General features: G+C 63.4%; 19 protein-coding genes. 3 read left to right on the plus strand and 16 right to left on the minus strand.

Annotation, left to right across the window (positions count from 1 at the left end):
- Positions 1 to 59: 59 nt before the first annotated feature.
- Together ACTIGF_RS04795 and ACTIGF_RS04800 are read right to left on the minus strand one after the other, a co-directional pair.
- Positions 60 to 1,076, minus strand: a complete 1,017-nt coding sequence (locus tag ACTIGF_RS04795; protein ID WP_439635781.1) for a peptidoglycan -binding protein — start codon at positions 1,074 to 1,076, stop codon at positions 60 to 62.
- Positions 1,077 to 1,079: 3 nt separating this feature from the next.
- On the minus strand, positions 1,080 to 2,093 hold the full coding sequence (locus tag ACTIGF_RS04800) for a hypothetical protein (RefSeq protein ID WP_439635782.1): 1,014 nt from the start codon (positions 2,091 to 2,093) through the stop codon (positions 1,080 to 1,082).
- Between the two features lie 222 nt (positions 2,094 to 2,315).
- Here ACTIGF_RS04800 and ACTIGF_RS04805 point away from each other — a divergent pair, with 222 nt between their 5' ends.
- The gene (locus tag ACTIGF_RS04805) at positions 2,316 to 2,681 is read left to right on the plus strand and encodes a hypothetical protein (RefSeq protein WP_439635783.1); all 366 of its coding nucleotides are present in this window, start codon (positions 2,316 to 2,318) and stop codon (positions 2,679 to 2,681) included.
- Here the strand turns inward: ACTIGF_RS04805 and ACTIGF_RS04810 are convergent.
- From ACTIGF_RS04810 to gap, 11 genes are all read right to left on the minus strand, one after another.
- Entirely contained in the window at positions 2,678 to 3,454 is a 777-nt protein-coding gene (locus ACTIGF_RS04810) for an inositol monophosphatase family protein (RefSeq protein WP_439636647.1), read from the minus strand. The genes ACTIGF_RS04805 and ACTIGF_RS04810 overlap by 4 nt on opposite strands.
- A gap of 24 nt (positions 3,455 to 3,478) precedes the next feature.
- The gene (gene efp, locus ACTIGF_RS04815; protein ID WP_439635784.1) at positions 3,479 to 4,045 is read right to left on the minus strand and encodes an elongation factor P; all 567 of its coding nucleotides are present in this window, start codon (positions 4,043 to 4,045) and stop codon (positions 3,479 to 3,481) included.
- A gap of 142 nt (positions 4,046 to 4,187) precedes the next feature.
- Positions 4,188 to 5,360, minus strand: a complete 1,173-nt coding sequence (locus tag ACTIGF_RS04820; protein ID WP_439635785.1) for a tetratricopeptide repeat protein — start codon at positions 5,358 to 5,360, stop codon at positions 4,188 to 4,190.
- Entirely contained in the window at positions 5,330 to 5,941 is a 612-nt protein-coding gene (thiE, locus tag ACTIGF_RS04825; protein ID WP_439635786.1) for a thiamine phosphate synthase, read from the minus strand. The genes ACTIGF_RS04820 and thiE overlap by 31 nt, the downstream gene beginning before the upstream one ends.
- A gap of 54 nt (positions 5,942 to 5,995) precedes the next feature.
- Positions 5,996 to 6,436 (minus strand): CHAP domain-containing protein, encoded by a 441-nt coding sequence (locus tag ACTIGF_RS04830; protein ID WP_439635787.1) that lies wholly within the window; start codon positions 6,434 to 6,436, stop codon positions 5,996 to 5,998.
- 57 nt (positions 6,437 to 6,493) lie between these two features.
- Positions 6,494 to 7,243 carry a class I SAM-dependent methyltransferase gene (locus ACTIGF_RS04835; RefSeq protein WP_439635788.1) on the minus strand — a complete coding sequence of 250 codons (750 nt, stop codon included), beginning with the start codon at positions 7,241 to 7,243 and terminating at the stop codon, positions 6,494 to 6,496.
- Positions 7,244 to 7,300: 57 nt separating this feature from the next.
- Entirely contained in the window at positions 7,301 to 8,290 is a 990-nt protein-coding gene (locus tag ACTIGF_RS04840) for an AAA family ATPase (protein WP_439635789.1), read from the minus strand.
- On the minus strand, positions 8,287 to 8,877 hold the full coding sequence (gene pnuC, locus ACTIGF_RS04845) for a nicotinamide riboside transporter PnuC (protein WP_439635790.1): 591 nt from the start codon (positions 8,875 to 8,877) through the stop codon (positions 8,287 to 8,289). The genes ACTIGF_RS04840 and pnuC overlap by 4 nt, the downstream gene beginning before the upstream one ends.
- Before the next feature lie 9 nt (positions 8,878 to 8,886).
- The gene (locus ACTIGF_RS04850; protein ID WP_439635791.1) at positions 8,887 to 9,906 is read right to left on the minus strand and encodes a class I fructose-bisphosphate aldolase; all 1,020 of its coding nucleotides are present in this window, start codon (positions 9,904 to 9,906) and stop codon (positions 8,887 to 8,889) included.
- Positions 9,907 to 9,991: 85 nt separating this feature from the next.
- Positions 9,992 to 11,179: a phosphoglycerate kinase gene (locus ACTIGF_RS04855; RefSeq protein ID WP_439635792.1), complete on the minus strand. Its 1,188-nt coding sequence runs from the start codon at positions 11,177 to 11,179 to the stop codon at positions 9,992 to 9,994.
- Between the two features lie 27 nt (positions 11,180 to 11,206).
- Positions 11,207 to 12,217, minus strand: a complete 1,011-nt coding sequence (gene gap, locus ACTIGF_RS04860; protein WP_439635793.1) for a type I glyceraldehyde-3-phosphate dehydrogenase — start codon at positions 12,215 to 12,217, stop codon at positions 11,207 to 11,209.
- A 207-nt stretch (positions 12,218 to 12,424) separates the two neighbouring features.
- Here gap and ACTIGF_RS04865 point away from each other — a divergent pair, with 207 nt between their 5' ends.
- Positions 12,425 to 13,615, plus strand: a complete 1,191-nt coding sequence (locus tag ACTIGF_RS04865; protein ID WP_439635794.1) for an NAD-dependent epimerase/dehydratase family protein — start codon at positions 12,425 to 12,427, stop codon at positions 13,613 to 13,615.
- Positions 13,616 to 13,748: 133 nt separating this feature from the next.
- The gene (locus tag ACTIGF_RS04870) at positions 13,749 to 14,495 is read left to right on the plus strand and encodes a phosphoadenylyl-sulfate reductase (protein WP_439635795.1); all 747 of its coding nucleotides are present in this window, start codon (positions 13,749 to 13,751) and stop codon (positions 14,493 to 14,495) included.
- A 6-nt stretch (positions 14,496 to 14,501) separates the two neighbouring features.
- On the opposite strand, the gene argE is transcribed toward ACTIGF_RS04870, so the two are convergent.
- From argE to ACTIGF_RS04885, 3 genes are all read right to left on the minus strand, one after another.
- Complete coding sequence (gene argE, locus ACTIGF_RS04875; protein ID WP_439635796.1) at positions 14,502 to 15,650, minus strand: acetylornithine deacetylase; 1,149 nt, start codon at positions 15,648 to 15,650, stop codon at positions 14,502 to 14,504.
- Between the two features lie 5 nt (positions 15,651 to 15,655).
- A complete protein-coding gene (locus ACTIGF_RS04880; RefSeq protein WP_439635797.1) occupies positions 15,656 to 16,348 on the minus strand; it encodes an FKBP-type peptidyl-prolyl cis-trans isomerase in 693 nt (230 codons plus the stop codon).
- 166 nt (positions 16,349 to 16,514) lie between these two features.
- Complete coding sequence (locus ACTIGF_RS04885) at positions 16,515 to 19,457, minus strand: M16 family metallopeptidase (RefSeq protein ID WP_439635798.1); 2,943 nt, start codon at positions 19,455 to 19,457, stop codon at positions 16,515 to 16,517.
- Between the last annotated feature and the right edge of the window lie 104 nt (positions 19,458 to 19,561).

A 19,561-nucleotide genomic window follows, 5' to 3' on the forward strand; every position in this document is an offset into this window, starting at 1 on the left:
ATACAAGGACTTACCGAAAACTTAATCGCCGATGAGCTGCATTTATGGTTCACAAACCCCTAACGCGAGGTCAGTTTCAGCTCGATCCTGCGGTTGCGGGCATAGGCCTCCTGGGTGCGGCCTTCCGCAATGGGGTAATGCTGTCCAAAACCGGCGGCCAGCAGGCGGCGAGGCGGCACGCCCCGGCTTTCAAAATAGGAAATAACCGACAAAGAACGCGCTGTGGACAGCTCCCAGTTGGACTCGAACGGCGCGTTGGGGCCCAACGGCACCCGGTCGGTATGCCCGTCCACCCGCAGCACCCAATCAAGGTCATCGGGGATTTCATCCGTCAGCTGGATGATCGCATCCGCGATGGGCGCAAGCGAGCTGCGGCCTTCTTCGCTCAACTCGGCCGAGCCGGAGGCGAACAGAACATCGGTTTCAAACACAAACCGATCGCCCACCACGCGAACGCCGGACCGGTCGCCCAGAACCTCGATCAACCGTCCGAAGAATTCCGAGCGATAGCGGGCCAGCCGCGCCACTTCGCTGGCGAGCGCCGCATTGAGACGTCGGCCCAGATTGACCACTTCGGCTTCCAGCTCCGCCTCACGCGCTTCAGAGGCGTTCAGCGTCTCATTGAGCCGCGCCAGCTCTTCGCGCAGGGCCGCCATCTGGTTATTGAGAAGCGCGACCGTGGCCTGCGCCTCCTCAGACAAGGCCTCTTCTTCCGCCAGGCTCGCGCGCGCTGCGGCGAGACCCTCCTGCAAGCCTGCGATCTGGGAGCTGAGCCCGGCATTGGTTTCTTGCAGCGCGCCGTTTTCCTGATTGAGCACGCTGACCCGCAAGCTCAAACGCTCATTCTCACTCTGCGCAAGGTTGAGTTCTTCCGCCAGGGTGGCTAGCCGTCCATTCAGCTCGGCCAATTGCTCATCGCGTCCGGTCAGCGCCTGGGACAACGCGAATTGTCCCGCTGTGAACACCGCCAGCAAGAAAACGATGACCAGCAGCAAGGTTGCAAGCGCATCAACGAATCCCGGCCAGTAATCGCCGGAATCGCTCTGGCTGGACTGAAGATGCCGGGGCAGAGACATGGTCTACTCGTTCCGATCCGAGCCGCGTTCACGGTTCAGGCGCGCCTGCGCTTCCAGCGCCCGCACCAGAACCTTGATCTCGTCGCGCAGGAGACGCGCGCTCTCGCGCTGGCTTTCCGCCGCGTCGTCCGCAAAGCGGGTCATGATGGTTTCAAGCTGGCGGGTATGGCGCTCCAGCGTGTGGGTCAGCCGGTCCAGCGCATCCGCGCTCTGCTCAAGCAAGGCGCCCACATAGGCGCCGGAACCGCCCGCCTCGTCCGGGCTGGCGCCTTGCGGGCCGGCGTTGGACAGGCGCGAAATCGTGGAGAGCCATTCCTCGACCTCGTTATAAAACCGGTTCTGAGCCCGGCTCGCCTGCAATTCCAGAAACCCGATGATCAGAGACCCGGCCAGACCGAACAGGGATGAGGCGAAGGCCGTGCCCATGCCTGCGATGGGCTCTTCGATGGCGCTCATCAGCGCCATGGCGTCAGTCTCGCCTGCGCCAGACGACGTGGCGGAAACGGCGCGCACCGCATCACCCACATCCGACACCACCAGCAGCAGGCCATAGAACGTGCCCAGCAGGCCCAGAAAGATCAGCAGCCGGCCGAAATAGCGCGTGAAGGCGCCGCTTTCCGCCATCCGCGCCGCGACGGAATCCAGCACCACGCGCGCCGACGCCGCCGACAGGCGCGACCGGCCGTCCGCCGCATCGGTGATCAACGCCGCCATGGGGGCAATCAGAGCGGGAGGATTGGGAAGTTGGTCGGGGTGATCGGCTTCATTCAGGCGCACCAGCCAGCGCGCGCTCGGCCCGATGGCGAGCGCTTGTTGGAAGGTGTACAGAATGCCGATGAAGAGGACACCCAGGATCAGGCCGTTAATGGCCGGATTGGCTTCAAACGCCAGGATCAGGGGCTGGTTCAGCGCGGCGGCGAGCGCCAGCACTACGGCGAGAAACACCACCATCCAGAGAATGTAGTTTCCCGGTCCGGTGAAACGGGCCTTACGGCGCGGTTCTTTCGGATCAGCCATGCGATGCGGCTCCCTCATCTGACGCGTCAGCTTCCCTGCAGGCTTGGCCTACGCCGCTATCAAACGCAAGGGTCTTGGCGGGAATGAGGCGGTGATGGGGCCGGGTGAAGACCCTCAGCGCTTCTCTGGCGCCCGTCGCAATCGCCAGTTTCATCTTGCCTGAAACCTGAACCTGGATTAACCATATAACTGCAAATGTTGCACTGCAGCACCGGATCCGTCATGCCGCTCAGACTGAAGCGTTGGATTTATCGGATCAACCAGCACGACATCGTGCTGGAGTGCGGCTACACGCTGTGGGGATGGGCGCAGGCGCGCCTGTCGGTCGATGGCGATGTTCTGACCCAAAAGAACGGGTGCCGCATCGTGCCGCTCGCGCTTGAAAGCCGAGTTGCCAGCGCGCAACCGCCCATGCCGCTCAGGGCTATCGTCACGCCGGGTTTTCTAAGCGTGCATTCAGAGCTCTGGGCCTATGGCGTTGCAGTGCCCGCGCCGGATCGGGCCATGAAAGGCACACTGGACGTTCCGCGCGGCGCCTGGCCTGAAAGCCATCGCGCCACGCAGAGCGGTCAAAATGCGCAAGCCTAACCGGCGACGCTCGCCAGTTTTTCGCGCAGTTCCTTGATGACGAACTCATTACCGGCCGCGATATGGCCGGTTTCAAGCACGTCCGTGCCGGGATCGATCGCGCCGGCATAGCCGCCCGCTTCTCGCACCAGCACAAGACCGGCGGCGATGTCCCAGGATTTCAGATTGCGTTCCCAGAAGCCGTCAAACCGGCCCGCCGCGGTCCAGGCCAGGTCGAGCGAGGCCGCGCCATAGCGGCGCACGCCGGCCGTCATCGGCATGATCTGGTGCAATTCCTTCAGGAACTGGGCATGCCCCTTCTTGCCGAAGAACGGCATGCCGGTGGCGATCACGCAGTCATGCAGGTCGCGGCGTTCGGCCACCCGCAGGCGACGGTCGTTCATGAACGCGCCGCGGCCTTTTTCAGCATGAAACAACTCGTCGGTGGCGGGATTATAGACCACGCCCGCCATCAGCTCGCCTTCGCGCTCCAACGCCACGGAAATGGCGAAATGGGGCTGGGCGTGCATGAAGTTCAACGTGCCGTCCAGCGGATCAATGATCCAGCGATGGGACTTGTCAGTCCCCTCGACGACGCCGCGCTCTTCCATGACGAAGCCATAACCGGGCCGCGCCTTGGACAGGATGTCAAACAGGATCTCTTCAGATTTCATGTCGGCCTGGGTGACGAAGTCCGCCGGGCCTTTCTTGGACACCTGAAGGTGTTCGACTTCGCCAAAGTCACGCGCCAGACGGCGGCCCGCCTTGCGGACCGCGTCGGTCATGACTTGCATCAGTGCAGAAATTTGAGCCAAGACTTACTCCGCCCGACGGACATAGGAGCCGTCTTCCGTGGCCACGACAATACGCTCGCCCACACCCACGAAAGGCGGCACGGCGGTGCGGATATTTCCGGTGAGCAAGGCGGGTTTGAACGAGTTCGCCGCCGTTTGCCCTTTGACCACCGGCTCGGTCTCGATCACTTCAAGCTCCACATGCTTGGGCAGCTCGATGCCGATGGGCTTCTCTTCGTAGATTTCCAGAACGACCATCATGCCGTCAGTCAAATACGCCGCGCGCTCTTCGCCGACAAAATCGACGGGCAGGCTGGTCTGCTCGTAGTTTTCGGTGTCCATGAACACCAGCATCTCACCCTCGGGATAGAGGAATTGATGGTCCTTTTGCTCAAGGCGCACCTTCTCAACCTTGTCCGCCGAGCGGAAACGTTCATTGAGCTTGCGACCGTCGAGCAGGTTTTTCAGTTCGACCTGGGCGAACGCGCCGCCCTTGCCCGGTTTCACGTGATCCGCTTTCACCGCCACCCACAGGGTGTCCTGATGCTTGATCACGTTGCCAGGCTTGATTTCATTGCCGTTGATTTTCATCGGAAGGTCCGTTTCTGGAACAGGCGCGCCGCACAAACCTTCAGCGCCGCCCATGAATTCAGCCGCGCTCGTTTAACAGGGCCGCCCAGTACGGGCAAGCTGCACGTCTGACGCGAGGCCCGCACGGACGGGCCTGACACAGTTAAAACGGGCTCGAATGCACCGCCGCTTCGACCCGAACACGCTCTTGCACCGCCTCCGGCAGCGCAGTCTCCAGCGACGCTTCCAGACGATCCCGGTCAAAATCCTCCGGCGTGCGGCCGCCCCGTGGCGCAGCCGCGCGCAGCACCCAGTAATAGGCGCGCTCAAGATTTTGCGGCGCGCCATCGCCGCTCGCCAGCGCATAAGCGAGCAGGAACTGGCTGTCGGGATCGTTGGCGTCAGCGCCCTGACGCGCCCAGTCCACGGCGCCGGACGGGTTGGGCGGCTGGCCGGCGACACCCTGAAACAACAACAAGGCATGCTGGCCCATGGCGGCGGGCAGACCGTATTCAGCGGCCATGCGGATCATCCGGGCGCCGCCTGCCTCATCAGGCTCGCCACCCTCGCCCTGCATCATCATCAGGCCCGCAATCAGAGCCGCGCTGGGATCACCTGCTTCGCCTGCCCGCACATACCAGGTGCGCGCCGCGCTCAGATCATGCGGTCCGTGGTCCCAGTCCGCCAACGCGTACGCGTAATCGCCATACGCTTCAGGGCGCCCGCTTTGCGCGGCAAGCTGCAACCAGTTCATCGCCTCTTCAGCCGCGCCGGGATCGCCGCGCTCCATCAGATACAGGCCATATTCATGGGCGCCGCGCGCATCGCCGGCTTCAGCGGCCTGAGCGAGATACTCGCGCGATTGCCAGACCTGAAGCCCGCCGCGTTCTTCTTCCGCCAGCCGCGACAGGATGATCAGCGCGTCCGGCTCGCCCAGATCCGCCGCCCGGCGGAACCAGCGCACAGCGTCTTCATCGCTCGCCTCAGCGGACAAGCCATGCAGCAGGATATGTCCCGCCAAGGTCGCGCCGCGGGCTTCACCGCCCGCAGCCGCCCGCTGGGCGTGGATCAAGGCGCCTTGATAATCACCGACCAGATAGGCCGCTGACGCGCTCGCCATGGCTGAATTGGTCAGCGACCGGCCCTCGACGGCGTCGCCGCTGGCGTCACGCGCGAAGTCTTCCGCCAGGCCTTCAGGCAGGGGCGGCAAGGCCGTGTCAGCCGCGGGCGGTCCCTGGACCTCCTGAGCGGTCGGGACGGTCGGCGCCTCCTGCACGGCCCAGGCGGAACCGCCCAGGCACAGGATCAGTCCAAGAGTTGAGACAAGCCCGCGCATGCGGCCTCCGGTCCATCGGGATGCGACCAGACCCCGCCGCATACTGCAATATAATCGGCCCCGGCTGCGATCACCCCGGAGGCGGTCTCCAAGGTTATTCCCCCAATCGCGACACAGGGCAGTTCGAACAATTCGGTCCACCAGACCAGTATGTCCAGATCAGCGCGCGTCTTGGGCGATTTCGTGGCGGTGTCGAAAAAAGCGCCAAAAGCGACGTAATCCGCGCCCTGCTCCCCGGCCGTCATCGCCAGATGGCGGCTGTCATGACAGGTCACGCCTATGATGGCTTTGGGGCCCAGGACGGCGCGGGCGTCACGGATCGAGCCGTCTTCCTGGCCGATATGGACGCCATCGCAGCCCAGCTTCGCCGCCAGCGCCGGGTTATCGTTCAGGATCACGGACACGCCGCGCTGATGCGCGATCTCGATCAGTTTCGGCGCCAGCGCCTCGATTTCAGCGTCCGAATGCTCTTTGAGGCGCAGCTGCAAGGCGGAGACGCGTCCCGCATCCAGCGTGCGCGCCAGCACGTCCGCAAAGTCAGCATCAATTTTGGGCGGGGTCAGAAGATAAAGCTCGGCCATGCCCTTCTCCTAACCCGGCGCAGTCTGAAAAGGAACAATCTGTATCGGTCGCGCTCAGGGCGGCCCCTGATACGCAACGCCCGCAATCGTGCTGCCCAGATCCCAGACCCGCCCCTGCCCCTTGGCCCGCACCACGCCATAGCGCTGGCCGCGCGCCTCGATCGTGCCCCCCTGCCCGTCGCTGATCGCCACATGGCCCGCGCCATAATGATGGGGACGGCGCACCAGCACGGCGCCCGGCGTCTCAAACGCTGCTTCGACGGTCAGAGCGTGCGCGGGGTTTTCGGCATGGGTGATCCAGGCGCCTGAATACGGATGCCCCGCCGACGTCACCCCCGCCTTGACCCCATAGGCCTGATAAACGCACCAGCTGACAAAGTCGGCGCAATCCCACGGCCCGGCATAGTCTTTGTTGTCCATCTCCGCCACAGCGCCCAAGTGATAGGCTTCGCCGATATGCGCGCTGGCGATACGGACAAGATCGTTTCCGGTCATCTGACACCCCTTTGATAAAACGGGTCTCAGTATCGCGGCGCCGGATCGGGGGGCGGATTAGAGGTTAGGCGGCGTGTGGACGAAACCGGCGCGAACCGTGATCGGCCAGCGCACCCGGACCTCGCCGTCGCCCCAAGCCTCGCGCGCCTGATCGAGATAGCCGTCCACCAAAGCATCCTCGCCCGCAGCGCGCGCGCCGCGCAGGGCGGACCAGCTTTCGAGATAGGCGGCCATTTCATCAAACGTCCAGTCATGGACGATCGCGCCACCTTTCACGGCGATCTCGTCAAAGGGGAAGTCAAACCGCGCATAGGCGGTCTCGACATCTTCGCGCTCGGGCCGCCACCACGGATCAAGCGCATGATAAAGCTGGCCAATGGGCTTCATGGCGGGCGTATTCGCCTCGGCGTTGTTATAGGTGATCAACGCCAGCACCGCGCCCGGCGCCGCGATCCGGCGCACTTCGGCGTAAAAGCGCGGGCGGTCAAACCAGTGCGCCGCCTGCGCCGCCGTAATCAGGTTCGCGCTGCCGCTCGCCACCGGCAGGGCCTCGGCGGGGGATTTCGCGTAGCTGACCTTGGGGTGGGGGCGCGCATGGGCGAGCTGGCTGTCGCTGGGGTCAAAGGCCCGCACCTCATCAAAATACTCCGCCAGCAGCACGGATAACTGCCCCGTGCCGCAGCCCACATCGACCGCGAGCTTGTGGGTGCTGACCAGCCCTTCCAGCGTGAAGGCGAGCTGTGGCGGATAGATCGGACGACCGGCGGCGTAACGGGCGCCGCCTTGATCAAAGGGGTTGGCTGTCATGAAGGTCCTCCGGTCTGCGGTGTCCACGCAAGCACGATACCGCGACAGCCCGAAAGGTCACGCGTCTCGGGTCAACTGCGCGAAGCGCTGTGCAATGGCGTCAAGCGCCGTGACGCGCCGCTGCTCCCAGCTCCCGGACAGGCGCACATAATCAACGCCGCGCCGCTCCAGCGCCTCAACGGAGAGCTCGAAAAAGCGCTGGCGATCCGCCGGATCGCCATAGACCCGCGTGCCGTCATCCACGAAGGGCTGATCAATATCGGTCAGAAGGTAGAGATCGCCGTCCGGGTCCGGCGGCGGATCGAACACCGAACCGCCCAGCATCATCTGCGACCAGACCTCGGTCAGAAGTCCGTCCGTGTCCGATATCACGAAGCCTTCCGCCGTGCGCCGGGCCGCCTCGATCGCTGCGGTCTGTCCCGCAGCAATGTTGCGCAGGTCCTGCGCGCTGCAATCGGTCCCGTAGAGCTCACACCAGGCGCGGCCGAATTCAGGCGCATAGGCGCCGCCCAGCGCCTGAGCGAGCTCCTGCCCCAACACGGACTTGCCGGTGCTTTCCGGGCCATGCATGACGATCGTACGGGTGAACCAGGGACGGGCGGTCGGCGCGATCATCGACCAGTGGGCGATAGGCTTTTGCCGGATCTGCGTGCCGCTGACCGGACGGCAGACGCGCGCGATATCCGCGGGCCAGAACTCTGCGCCCAGCTCCTTGGCCAACCTCAAACCATAATCCTCGGACGCAAAGACACGGTGAATGGGTTCGGGATGAACGCTGCGGACCAATTCGCGCCAGATGTCCCAGAATTCAGGACTCTCGGAAGGCTCCTGAGGCACGTCACGGTCGTAATGCAGCACACGGGCGTCGGGATAGAGCGCGCTCATCCACTCATGACGCAGCTTGCCCGGTATGGGCTCACGATCGAGCGAACAGACAAGAATGGTCAGCTGATCGCAGAGCCCGGCCGCAAAATCGCACAGATACATATGCCCGGCATGGGGCGGCATGAACTTGCCCAGAACAAATCCATGGACGGGCCGGGTCATTGGGCCGGCGCGGCTTCGGGCTCCGCGCGTGAATCCCGGCGCCATTGCCAGAAACCCCAGATGCACATCACCAGAAACAGGGCGTAGAGCCCGCTGGTGAGCAAGAGGCCCTTGTAAGCGTAGACCCCGATGGCGACCACATCGACGCCGATCCAGACCAGCCAGTTCTCAAGGTATTTGCGCGCCAGCATGAACTGGGCGACCAGGCTGAAGCTCGTGGTCATCGCATCCCAATACGGCAAGTCCGCATCGGTGAAGCGGTCCATCACAAGGCCCAGGATCAACGCGCCCACAGCGCCAACCGCCAGCCAGGGCAGGAGTTTCCGAAGGCCCAGCCAGATCACAGGCGCCTGACTGTCAGCCTCGGCCTTGTCGCGGTGAGACAACCAGAACCACCAGCCATAGGCCTGCAGGACGCAGAAAATGAGCTGCAGGCCGAAGTCGGAATACAGCCGAACGTCAAAAAAGATCAGCGCATAAAGGCTGGTCATGGCGATGCCGACCGGCCAGGCCCACATGCTCTGCCGGATCAAAAAGAACAGGCAAAGCACGCCGAGCCCAGCGGCGGTCGGTTCAAGCCATGTCATGAGCGAGGCTTAGCCTTCGCTTTCCAGACCCTCATTCCACTCGCCCAGCGCGGCGAGGCCGTTCATGCGGGCGCGGTGGTTGAAGGCTTTCTGACCAGCGGCGACATCAGAGCCGTTCCACGCTTTCAGCGGGGCGGCCTGCAGCGCGCGACCATAGGAGAAGGTCAGCGGCCAGGGCATGTCGAAGCCTTCATTGAGCAGGTTGAGGTGCGCGGTGGCGTCCAGATCGGACTGACCGCCCGACAGGAAGGCGATGCCCGGAACCGCGGCCGGAACCGTGTTCAGAAGGCATTGCGCCGTCATCTCGGCCACTTCCTCGCGGCTGGCCTGATCGGCGCACTTCTTGCCCGCGATCACCATGTTCGGCTTCAGGACCGTGCCTTCCAGGATCACGCCCTGATCAAACAGCTCGGCGTAGAGACGCTTGAGGGTGAACTCGGTCACTTCATAACAGCGCTCGATGGAGTGATCGCCATCCATCAGAACCTCGGGCTCGACGATGGGGACGATATTGGCTTCCTGGCACAGCGCCGCGTAGCGGGCCAGCGCGTGCACGTTCACATCCACGGCGTACTGGGAGGGAATGTCCTCGCCATTGATGTCGATGACGGCGCGCCATTTGGCGAAGCGCGCGCCCAGATCATGATACTCGGCCAGACGCTCGCGCAGACCATCGAGGCCCTCGGTGATGGTCTCGCCTTCGGCGCCCGCAAGCGCCTTGGCGCCCGCGTCGACCTTGATGCCCGGCACTGCGCCGGCGTCTTCGATCAGCTTCACCAGCGGCGTGCCGTCGGCGGCTTTCTGGCGCAGGGTTTCATCAAACAGGATCACGCCGGAGACATGGTCGGTCATGGCGGGGGTGGTGCGGAACAGCATCTCGCGCCAGTTGCGGCGATTATCCTCGGTGTTTTCAAGGCCGATGCCGTCAAAACGCTTGCCGATGGTGCGCGTGGATTCGTCGGCGGCCAGAAGGCCCTTGCCCGGCGCCGTCATGCGGATCGCGATTTCGTTGAGCTGATCGATGTCCATGACCGTCGTCCCCCGTAAGATGATAAGTGGCGAGCATCGCCGAATTGAGTGTGTGTTTCGCCCCGAGCGGGCGAATGGTCAAGACCTAGTCCCGAAGCGCTTCCACGCCGGGCAGAGCCTTGCCTTCCAGCCATTCCAGAAACGCGCCGCCAGCCGTCGAGACGAAGGTGAAATCACTCGACACGCCCGCCTGGTTGAGCGCGGCGACCGTATCGCCTCCGCCCGCCACAGCCGTCAGGCCATGATCTTTGCAGCGCGACGCGGCATAGCGGGCCGCCTCCACCGTGGCGGTGTCAAAGGGCGGCGTTTCGAACGCGCCCAGCGGGCCATTCCAGACCAGCGTGCGCGACGCGGCGATGGCGTCGGCGAGCTGATCAACCGTCTCGGGACCGCAATCCAGGATCATCTCGGTCGCGGCGACCTCCTCCACCGGGACGACCCGGCGGTCGGCATGGGGTTTGAACTCCTTGGCCACCACCACGTCGGTGGGCAGCAGCAACATGCATTGCGCCGCCCCCGCCGCCTCGTCGATGGCCTTGGCGGTGTCGATCAGATCGACTTCGTACAGGCTCGCCCCCACATCATGACCGCGCGCGGCCAGGAAAGTGTTCGCCATGGCGCCGCCCACAAACAGGCGATCCACCTTTTTGACGAGGTTTTTCAACAACTCGATCTTGGTTGAGACCTTGGCTCCGCCCACCACCGCCAGCACCGGACGGTTGGGGTTGTCGAGCGCCGCCGTCACATGGTCGATCTCGCGCTGGAGCGCCAGACCGGCATAGGCCGGCAACAGCCGGGCCACGCCTTCGGTGGACGCATGCGCGCGGTGGGCGGCGGAGAAGGCGTCGTTCACATACACATCCGCGAGGTCGGCCAGCTGGGCGGAAAACGCCGGGTCGTTGCTCTCTTCGCCCGCATGAAAGCGGGTGTTCTCGAGCAAGAGCACATCGCCCGCCTTCATCAAGGAGATCGCGCCTTTCGGATCTTCGCCGACGCAATCAGAGACGAACTTCACCGGATGGCCGATCAGATCCGCCAGCGGCGTCGCGATCGGCGCCAGGCTCATCTGCGGATTGCGCTGCCCCTTGGGGCGGCCAAAATGCCCCATCAGGATCACTTTCGCCCCCGCCTCGCGCAGGAAGGCGATGGTCGGCAGCGCCGCGCGCAAACGGGTGTCATCGCTGACGCTCCCGTTCTGCATGGGCACGTTGAAGTCCACGCGGACCAGAACGCGCTTGCCGGCGATGTCGGCGTCTTCGATACGGCGGATCATGTCAGCGTCCCTTCAAGGTCCGTCAGCTTAGAGGAAGCGGCCCATGGCCTTGGCGGTGTCGAGCATTCGGCACGCAAAGCCCCACTCATTGTCATACCAGGTCATGACGCGGACCAGGCGTTCGTCGATCACATTGATCTTGTCGAGCGCCACCACCGACGAGCGGCTGTCATGGTTATAGTCGATGGAGACGAGCGGCGCGGTGTCATAGCCGAGAATGCCCTTCATCGGTCCGTCTGCGGCCGCCTTGATCGCCGATGACAGCTCTTCAACCGACGTGGCCTTGCCCGGCGTGAACACCAGGTCGATCAGCGACACGTTCGGGGTCGGCACGCGCACAGCCGAACCGTCGAGCTTGCCCGCCAGCTCCGGCAGCACCAGACCCACAGCCTTGGCCGCGCCAGTGGAGGTGGGGATCATGGACATCGCCGCCGCGCGGGCGCGGTGCAAATCCTTGTGATTGCGGTCGAGCGTGGGCTGGTCGCCGGTATAGGCGTGGATGGTGGTCATGTGACCGCGTTCGATGCCGACCGCGTCATTGAGCACCTTGGCCACGGGCGCCAAGCCGTTGGTGGTGCACGACGCGTTGGAGACGACGATGTCGTCTGCGGTCAGCTGATCATGGTTCACGCCATAAACAATGGTCTTGTCGGCGTTCTTGGCCGGCGCCGAGCACAGGACACGTTTGGCGCCCGCCTCGATATGGGCCATGGCCTTGGCCTTGTCATTGAACTGGCCGGTGCATTCCATCACCAGATCAATGCCCATATCCGCCCAGGGCAGCTTGGAGGGGTCGCGCTCATTGACCTTGGTGATCTTGCCGAAACCCAGATCCATCCAGTCTTCGCCGGTGGTCAGATCGCCGCGATAGCGGCCATGCACGCTGTCAAACGCGAACAAATGGGCGATGGCTTCAGCGGTGCCCGAATTATTGATGGCCACAACCTCGATCTCGCCAGCCTGCTGGTGCTCCACCAGAGCCCGCAGAGCCAGACGGCCGATCCGGCCAAATCCGTTGATCGCCACACGCAGCGCCATGATCCGCTCCTTTTTATCGGTTTGAGCCGGGCGCAGCCAAGCGCTTGCGGCCTTGAGAGATATCGCGCGCGGTTTAGACGGTTCCCGACCGTCCGTCCATACGCCGGGCGCCGGGACCGCGTCCCGCCCTTGCATCGGAGCCCATGAACTGCAAGAAACCTCGTCAAAATTCTGACAGGGTCAGGACAGTCTTTTTTGGGGATTGAGATGAAAGTACTCGTGCTCGGCGGTGATGGTTTCTGCGGCTGGCCGTCTGCGCTGCATCTGTCTGCGCGTGGCCATGACGTTGTAATCGTGGACAATCTGTCTCGTCGCAAGATCGATATCGAGCTGGAAGTCGACTCTCTGACGCCGATCCGCCCCATGGGCGAACGCCTGCAGGCCTGGAAAGAGGTGTCCGGCAAAGAGATTCGCTTCAAGGATCTCACCATAGGCAAGGACTATCAGGAACTGGTCGACCTGATCCTGGAAGAGAAACCGGACTCCATCATTCACTTCGCCGAACAGCGCGCTGCGCCGTACTCGATGAAGTCCGCGCGCCACAAGCGCTACACCGTGGACAATAACCTCAACGCCACCAACGACGTGCTGGCCGCCATCGTGGACACCGGGCTGGACATCCACCTGGTTCACCTCGGCACCATGGGCGTGTACGGCTACGGCACCGCGGGCATGAAAATCCCCGAAGGCTATCTGAAGGTCAAAGTTGAGACCCGCGAAGGCCTGAAGGATCAGGAGATCCTGTACCCGGCCAATCCGGGCTCGATCTACCACATGACCAAGACGCAGGATCAGTTGTTCTTCCACTTCTACAACAAGAACGACAAGGTGAAGATCACCGACCTGCACCAGGGCATCGTCTGGGGCACCCAGACTGAAGAAACCAAAAAAGACGAGCGCCTGATCAACCGTTTCGATTATGACGGCGATTACGGCACCGTGCTGAACCGCTTCCTGATGCAGGCCGCCATCGATTTCCCGATGACCGTGCACGGCACGGGCGGTCAGACCCGCGCCTTCATCCATATCCAGGACACGGTGCGCTGCATCCAGCTGGCGGTCGAGAACCCGCCCGAACATGGCGAGCGCACCCGCATCATGAACCAGATGACCGAGACCCACCGGGTCCGCGAACTGGCCGAGATGATCGCCAACATCTCCAAGACCGAAGTGGCCTATCTGCCCAATCCGCGCAATGAAGCCGATGAAAACGAGCTTCACGTGGAGAACGACACCTTCCTGTCCATGGGTCTGAAGCCGATCACCCTGGCCGAGGGCCTGATGGAGGAAGTCACCGAGATCGCGAAGAAATATTCCGATCGCTGTGACCGCTCCAAAGTCAAATCGGTGTCTTACTGGAACAAGGATCGTGAAGCCGCCCAGTCCGAAAAAGGCTGAGCGCTCTGATCCGAGCCAGACGATCAAAGGCCGGAGCTTTGTCTCCGGCCTTTTTTCTCACCCCCTGCGCACACCACCTCTTGAAGCGGGCGCTCTGACCGCTCACCCTGCCAGGTCCGAGCACAGGTGACCCATGTCGGCGTTGAAATCTGAATACAGGCTGGCGCTGGAAGCGGGCGCGCAAGCGCTCGACGCGGCGCTGGACGGGCTCGACGCCGCGGGCGCGGTGCGCCGGGTGCTGGCGGGCATTTATCCGGGCGAATCCTGCGTGGTGTCGTCCTTCGGGGCGGAAAGCGCGGTGATCTTGCATCTCGTCGCCCAGGCCAAACCCGACACGCCGGTTCTGTTCATGGACACCGGGCAGCTGTTTGACGAGACGCTCGCCTATCGCAACGCGCTGTCTGAGCGTCTGGGCCTCAGCGATGTGCGGACCCTGTCGCCCAATGAAGATCATCTGAAAGCCGATGATCCCGACGGCGTGCTGCACAAGACCAATCCTGATCTGTGCTGTCATATCCGCAAGACCTTGCCGCTGATCAGCGCGCTGCGCCCGTACAAGGTCTGGATTTCAGGGCGCAAACGCCATCATGGCGGGGATCGCGCCGCCCTGCCGCGGGTCGAGATCCAGGACGGCAAGCTCAAGCTCAACCCGCTCTTTGACTGGTCACGCGATCAGATCAACGCCTATTTCAAAGCGCATGACCTGCCGCCTCACCCCATGGTGGCGGACGGCTATCCCTCCATCGGCTGCCTGCCGTGCACCACGCAAGTCTCAGACCCGGCCGAAGACCCGCGGGCGGGACGCTGGGCGGGTCAGGACAAGACCGAGTGCGGCATCCATATCGGTGAAGACGGCACGATCACCCGCACGGGCGGCTAGTCCCGCCTAAGCGCTCAGGCGCTGTTCGAGCTTTCTCAGAAAGGCCATGCAGGCGTCCAGCTCGCTGATGGCGACGAACTCATCGGCCTGGTGGGCTTGCTCGATCGAGCCGGGTCCGCAGATCACGGTTGAAAAGCCTGCTTCCTGGAACTGACCGCCTTCGGTGCCGTAGGCGACCACGCGCGGGCTGTTATCGCCGGTCAGGGCGCGGGCGAGGGTTTCCGCCTCTCCCATCTCTTCAGGTCGCAGGGGGGGCACGTCCGACAGGATCTCGATGGTGATCTTCGCGTCCGGCGCCGTCTTGCGCATCTCCGCTTCCAGCGCGCGCGCCCGCTCCGCCAGGCGTCGGCCCAACCCTGGTCCGTCATCCCAGGGCGCCGGGCGCATCAGGGATTCAAACCACGCATGGCGCGCCAGAATATTGATCGCGGTGCCGCCCGCCATCTGACCAATGGTCATCGTGCCATAGGGCGGGTTGAACGGACTGTCCGCCGGGGCTTTGGTTTTAAGGGCGTCCGCTTCCTCGACGATCCAGTTCATCAGGCGCACGGCATTGGTCGCGGCGCAGGCGCCGTCCTCGACAAGGCTCGAATGCGCTTCCTTGCCGAACACCTCGACCCGCACCGAGAACAGGCCCTTATGGCCTGTCACCACCGCCATCTCGGTGGGCTCGCCCACAATCACGCATGACGGACGCGGCGTATGGCCCGCCATCTGAGCGATCATGTCCGGCGCACCCAGGCACCCGACTTCCTCGTCATAGGAAAACGCGAAATGCACAGGCCGCTTGAGACCGGCCTTGGCGAAGCTCGGGGCCTGGGCCAAGGCGCAGGCGATGAAGCCCTTCATGTCGCATGAGCCGCGCGCATAGAGCTTGCCGTCGCGTTCTGCCAGCGTGAACGGATCAGAACTCCAGTCCTGACCGTCCACAGGCACCACATCGGTATGGCCGGACAGCACGACGCCGCCATCCACGTCCGGCCCCAGAACCGCATGCAGATTGGCTTTCTTGCCGTCGGGGCTGGCGATGCGATGACACACCGCGCCCAGACCGGCCAGATAGTCCTCCACCTGGTCGATCAGAGCCAGGTTGGAATTGCGAGACGTGGTGTCAAAGGACACCAGCTCGGCCAGCCAGTCGGTCGCGGTGCGCATCAGCTTTACTGCTCGTCGATCGGACGGTTGGGCAGGCTGATCAGCTCCATGCGGAAGATCAGCGTGGCGTTCGGGCCGATCGGACCGCCGGGGGTGCCGGTGGGGCCGTAAGCGAGATTTGAGGGAATGAACAGCGTCCACTCCTCGCCCACATGCATCAGCGGCAGCGCTTCCACCCAGCCTGCGATCAGGCGGTTGGAGGGGAAAGTGGCGGACTGGCCGCGCGCATAGGAGCTGTCAAACACCGTGCCGTCGATCAGCGTGCCTTCGTAATCGACTTCCACCATTTCGCCGCGCGGATCGGGCGAAACGCCGTCTCGGGCGCGGTTGATGCGGAACTGAAGACCCGACGGCAAGGTGAACACGCACGGATTTGAGGCGTTCTGTTCAAGATAGGCCGCGCCCACTTCAGCGTTATAATCAGCGAGCGCCTGATCTTCGGCGCGGTCAGGGGCGGTGAATTCAGGATCGTCACCCTCGACGCGGCATTGGCGCGCCTCGGCGACGATGGACGCTTCTTCTGACATTTCGGCCGAGCCCGCCATGGCTTCAAGGATGTCGTTGACCTGAGCTTCGCTCTCGCTCAGCGCCTCTTCACCGCCCGTATCGGCGGCGGGCTCTTCGGCGGACGGCGCGCCACAGGCGGCGAGGCCCAGGCTGACAAGCGCGGCGGTGGTCAAAAGCGCAATACGGTTCATGGTGAACTCCCCTAAGTCCTCACGCGCCGACGGGCGCAGAGTGTCAGGCCTGGCCTGAACGCGAAACGGCGCGAGCTTATCAGGCCCGCGCCGTGCGTCGAGTGGGTGTGTGAAGCAGCTCGTCGAGCTCTAGCACATCGGTGAAGCCCTGAAGTGGGCCATCCGATTATTCACCAGCGTCTTCAGACATCCCTTGCGGCAGAATCGTGACGCGGTAGGCCTCTGAAGGCTTGAGCGAGTCAGCGGCCAGCGCGACCAGCTCCTCCACCGTCACGGCGCGATAATCGTCTTGCACCGAACGGATATGGTCGAGGGTCTCGGGACGCGTCTGCGACCGCGCCAGGGCGTTCACCCAGAACGGATTGCGCTCGAGATTCTCTTCCAGGCTTTCAAGGATCGGCTGACGTGCGCGCTGCAGCTCATCCTCGGTGATGTCGCCGCCGGCCATGGCCAGGGAGATCTCGTCAGCGATGCCATACATGCGGTCAATTTCGGACACATTCACGTCCAGACCGACCCAGAAGAAGCCATAGCCTTCAGAGACGCGCGACTGCTGGCTGGAGACGATGGCGGAATAGGTCGCGCCTTCCTGCTCCCGGAAGCGGTCGATCGCCTTGAGGTTATAGACGGCGCGCAGCAGGTCGTAGGCCCGGCGCTGGCGCGGATCGATGCCGTCCGTGGTCGGGTAGTACACGTTCGCCATGCCCTGATAATCCTGACCGTTGAAGGTCACGATCTCGGGCTGTTCCGTCGCCTCGGGGAAGCGGACCCGCGCATTGTCTTCATAGGCGGGCCAGCTCGCGTCACGGTCATCGAGGGCGCCGAAGGTTTCAGCCACCACTTCAATGGCGCGCTCGGTGGTCACGTCGCCGGTGATGGTGATCTCGATCGGCGCGCTGTTCAACGCCGGCTCCAGCATGGTGCGGGCATGCTCCATGGTGAAAGCGCTGACTTCCTCTGCGGTCGGGAACCCCCAACGCGGATCGCCGCTGCGCAGCATGCGGCCCACGCGGTTCACCGCCACCTGAACGGCTTGCGCGTTCTGGCCACGGCGGATTTCCTCGGCGATGGCGCGGAACTGGTTGAGCCCGTCTTCACGCCAGCCCGGAGCGGTCATGAACGCCGCGAGAACCTGCATCTGCAGCTCGAAATCGGTGGGCGTCGTGGCGTTGGCGAAAGAGAAGGTGTCAGCCCCCACATTCAGGCCATAGCCCACTGAACGGCCAGCCAGCAGTCGTTGCAGCTCGTCTCGGTCATGGGCTTCAAGCCCGCCGCCGCCAAACACGGCGCCCAGAATGGTGCCCGCCGCCGGGCTGGGCTGCGGGGTCAGGTCACCCGCGCCGAAATCCACCCGGACGCGGATGACATTGTCTTCAAAATCCGTGGTTTTGACGTTCAGGCGCACGCCATTGTCAAAAACGATCTGGTCAACGCCGAGATCCTCGACCCGATCCGTGCTGATCACGTCGCCCGCCGGGCCGAACTCGGTGTAGGCGAACTCGGCTGAGCCTGCATCTTCCACCGGCTCCACAGGTTCAGCGGAAGCGGCGAGCCAGGCTTCGCGCACGGCCGCTTCGCCGTCCGCCAGGTCCTGATTGACAGCCACCATCACCATGGGCGGCGAGGCTTTCCAGATGGCGCTGAAGGCGTCTTCCACGGCTTCCACCGTGATGCGGTCTTCCTGCGCTTCAAAGCGCGCCAGCGCATCCTGGGGAGAGGAAAACACCTGGCCTTCGATCCAGCTCGACCAGAGGCCGTCCGCCAGATCGCCGCTTTCGCGCGTATCCGCCTGGTCCACGGCGTTGCGAAGGCTGGTGCGCAGATTGGCCAGCTGTTCGTCCAGCTCGGCCTGAGTGAAGCCATACTCCTGGGCGCGGCGCAGCTCCTGTTCCAGAACCGCCACGCCTTCGCGCCAACGCGCCGGGCTTGAGACGGCGAACAGGCCCGCCTTGTTCACAAGACCAAATTCATTGCCATAAGACAGGCTGGCCTGAACCAGCGGCGAGGCGCCGCGATTGATCTCGCTTTGCAGCCGGCGTTGAACGATGCCGTCCCCCAAACGACGCAACAAATCCTCGAACCGGGCGGCCTTGGTGTCATAAGCAGCCGGGCCGGGCTCGACCACATCCACCGTGATCAAGGTGAACACGTCCGGATCGTAGAAAAAGCCGAAGGCAGGCGCTTGCGGATCTTCGACCGTGCCGATGTCGGGGTCAGGCGCAGCCGGTTGCGGTTGCTCCCAGTTTGCGAAGCTCTCCACGGCGTCCACGTCCAGCCCAGCCAGGTTGATGGCGAAGCCATTGCGGATTTTTTCTTCCACCAGATCCGCGTCCACATCGCCGACAACGACCAGCATGCCGCGTTCGGGCGTATAATAATCGCGATAATACGCTTCCAGCCGTTCCGCCGGTGCGGTCTCGATCACCTCCACCGTACCAATGGCGTCGCGCTCGGTGATGATCGTGTCAGGATACAGGAAGGTGTAATAGGCGTTGAAGAAACGGCGGATCGGCGTATTGCGGAAGCGCTCTTCGCCCAGAATGACGCCGCGCTCACGATCAATCGCCTCGCTGTCGAACACCATTTCCGAGGCGGTCTCCCGCAACAGGAACAGGCCCACATTCAGCATGTCTTCGGAATTGCTGGGCAGGTCCAGCTGATAGCCCACCACTTCACGGCCCGTGAAGGCGTTGGTGTCCGGGCCGAACGCCAGGCCGTAACGCTCCAGAAGCGGCACCATCTCGCCTTCGGGCACATGCGTGGTGCCGTTGAACGCCATGTGTTCGATGAAGTGCGCCAGACCGCGCTGGTCATCCTCTTCAGCCAGAGACCCTACATCAAACACCAGACGCAGGGCCGCCGTGCCGGTCGGAGTGTCGTTCTCCAGAATGGCGTAGCGCAACCCGTTCTCAAGCACGCCATAGCGCACATCAGACTGGGCCGCGATATCGCTGGCTTCATGCGGAAAGCTCGCCGCTTCAAAAGCCGCGGCGAGTTTCGCCTGATCTTCCCCGCTCTCGAGCGCCCCGCGATCAGAGCAAGCCCACAACGCCATGGCGGCGATTGGGATCAGACACCAGGCGAGACCGCGTGGATGGAGCTTTACCATGATCAGGAACCTCAGTTTCGGGCGTTTGCCAATTAGGGCGAAAATAAGGACAGCGCGATCACAGGCAAATGAATTCCCGTTAAAAGCTGGGATTCATCCCAGAC

This window comes from Oceanicaulis sp., assembly GCF_051859625.1.
GTDB lineage: Bacteria > Pseudomonadota > Alphaproteobacteria > Caulobacterales > Maricaulaceae > Oceanicaulis.

Excerpts from the sequence above, each read along its gene's own strand:
- ACTIGF_RS04795 (WP_439635781.1), bottom strand. The coding sequence starts at position 1,076 with ATGTCTCTGCCCCGGCATCTTCAGTCCAGCCAGAGCGATTCCGGCGAT.
- ACTIGF_RS04800 (WP_439635782.1), bottom strand. The coding sequence starts at position 2,093 with ATGGCTGATCCGAAAGAACCGCGCCGTAAGGCCCGTTTCACCGGACCG.
- ACTIGF_RS04805 (WP_439635783.1), top strand. The coding sequence starts at position 2,316 with ATGCCGCTCAGACTGAAGCGTTGGATTTATCGGATCAACCAGCACGAC.
- ACTIGF_RS04810 (WP_439636647.1), bottom strand. The coding sequence starts at position 3,454 with ATGCAAGTCATGACCGACGCGGTCCGCAAGGCGGGCCGCCGTCTGGCG.
- efp (WP_439635784.1), bottom strand. The coding sequence starts at position 4,045 with ATGAAAATCAACGGCAATGAAATCAAGCCTGGCAACGTGATCAAGCAT.
- ACTIGF_RS04820 (WP_439635785.1), bottom strand. The coding sequence starts at position 5,360 with ATGCGCGGGCTTGTCTCAACTCTTGGACTGATCCTGTGCCTGGGCGGT.
- thiE (WP_439635786.1), bottom strand. The coding sequence starts at position 5,941 with ATGGCCGAGCTTTATCTTCTGACCCCGCCCAAAATTGATGCTGACTTT.
- ACTIGF_RS04830 (WP_439635787.1), bottom strand. The coding sequence starts at position 6,436 with ATGACCGGAAACGATCTTGTCCGTATCGCCAGCGCGCATATCGGCGAA.
- ACTIGF_RS04835 (WP_439635788.1), bottom strand. The coding sequence starts at position 7,243 with ATGACAGCCAACCCCTTTGATCAAGGCGGCGCCCGTTACGCCGCCGGT.
- ACTIGF_RS04840 (WP_439635789.1), bottom strand. The coding sequence starts at position 8,290 with ATGACCCGGCCCGTCCATGGATTTGTTCTGGGCAAGTTCATGCCGCCC.
- pnuC (WP_439635790.1), bottom strand. The coding sequence starts at position 8,877 with ATGACATGGCTTGAACCGACCGCCGCTGGGCTCGGCGTGCTTTGCCTG.
- ACTIGF_RS04850 (WP_439635791.1), bottom strand. The coding sequence starts at position 9,906 with ATGGACATCGATCAGCTCAACGAAATCGCGATCCGCATGACGGCGCCG.
- ACTIGF_RS04855 (WP_439635792.1), bottom strand. The coding sequence starts at position 11,179 with ATGATCCGCCGTATCGAAGACGCCGACATCGCCGGCAAGCGCGTTCTG.
- gap (WP_439635793.1), bottom strand. The coding sequence starts at position 12,217 with ATGGCGCTGCGTGTGGCGATCAACGGATTTGGCCGGATCGGCCGTCTG.
- ACTIGF_RS04865 (WP_439635794.1), top strand. The coding sequence starts at position 12,425 with ATGAAAGTACTCGTGCTCGGCGGTGATGGTTTCTGCGGCTGGCCGTCT.
- ACTIGF_RS04870 (WP_439635795.1), top strand. The coding sequence starts at position 13,749 with ATGTCGGCGTTGAAATCTGAATACAGGCTGGCGCTGGAAGCGGGCGCG.
- argE (WP_439635796.1), bottom strand. The coding sequence starts at position 15,650 with ATGCGCACCGCGACCGACTGGCTGGCCGAGCTGGTGTCCTTTGACACC.
- ACTIGF_RS04880 (WP_439635797.1), bottom strand. The coding sequence starts at position 16,348 with ATGAACCGTATTGCGCTTTTGACCACCGCCGCGCTTGTCAGCCTGGGC.
- ACTIGF_RS04885 (WP_439635798.1), bottom strand. The coding sequence starts at position 19,457 with ATGGTAAAGCTCCATCCACGCGGTCTCGCCTGGTGTCTGATCCCAATC.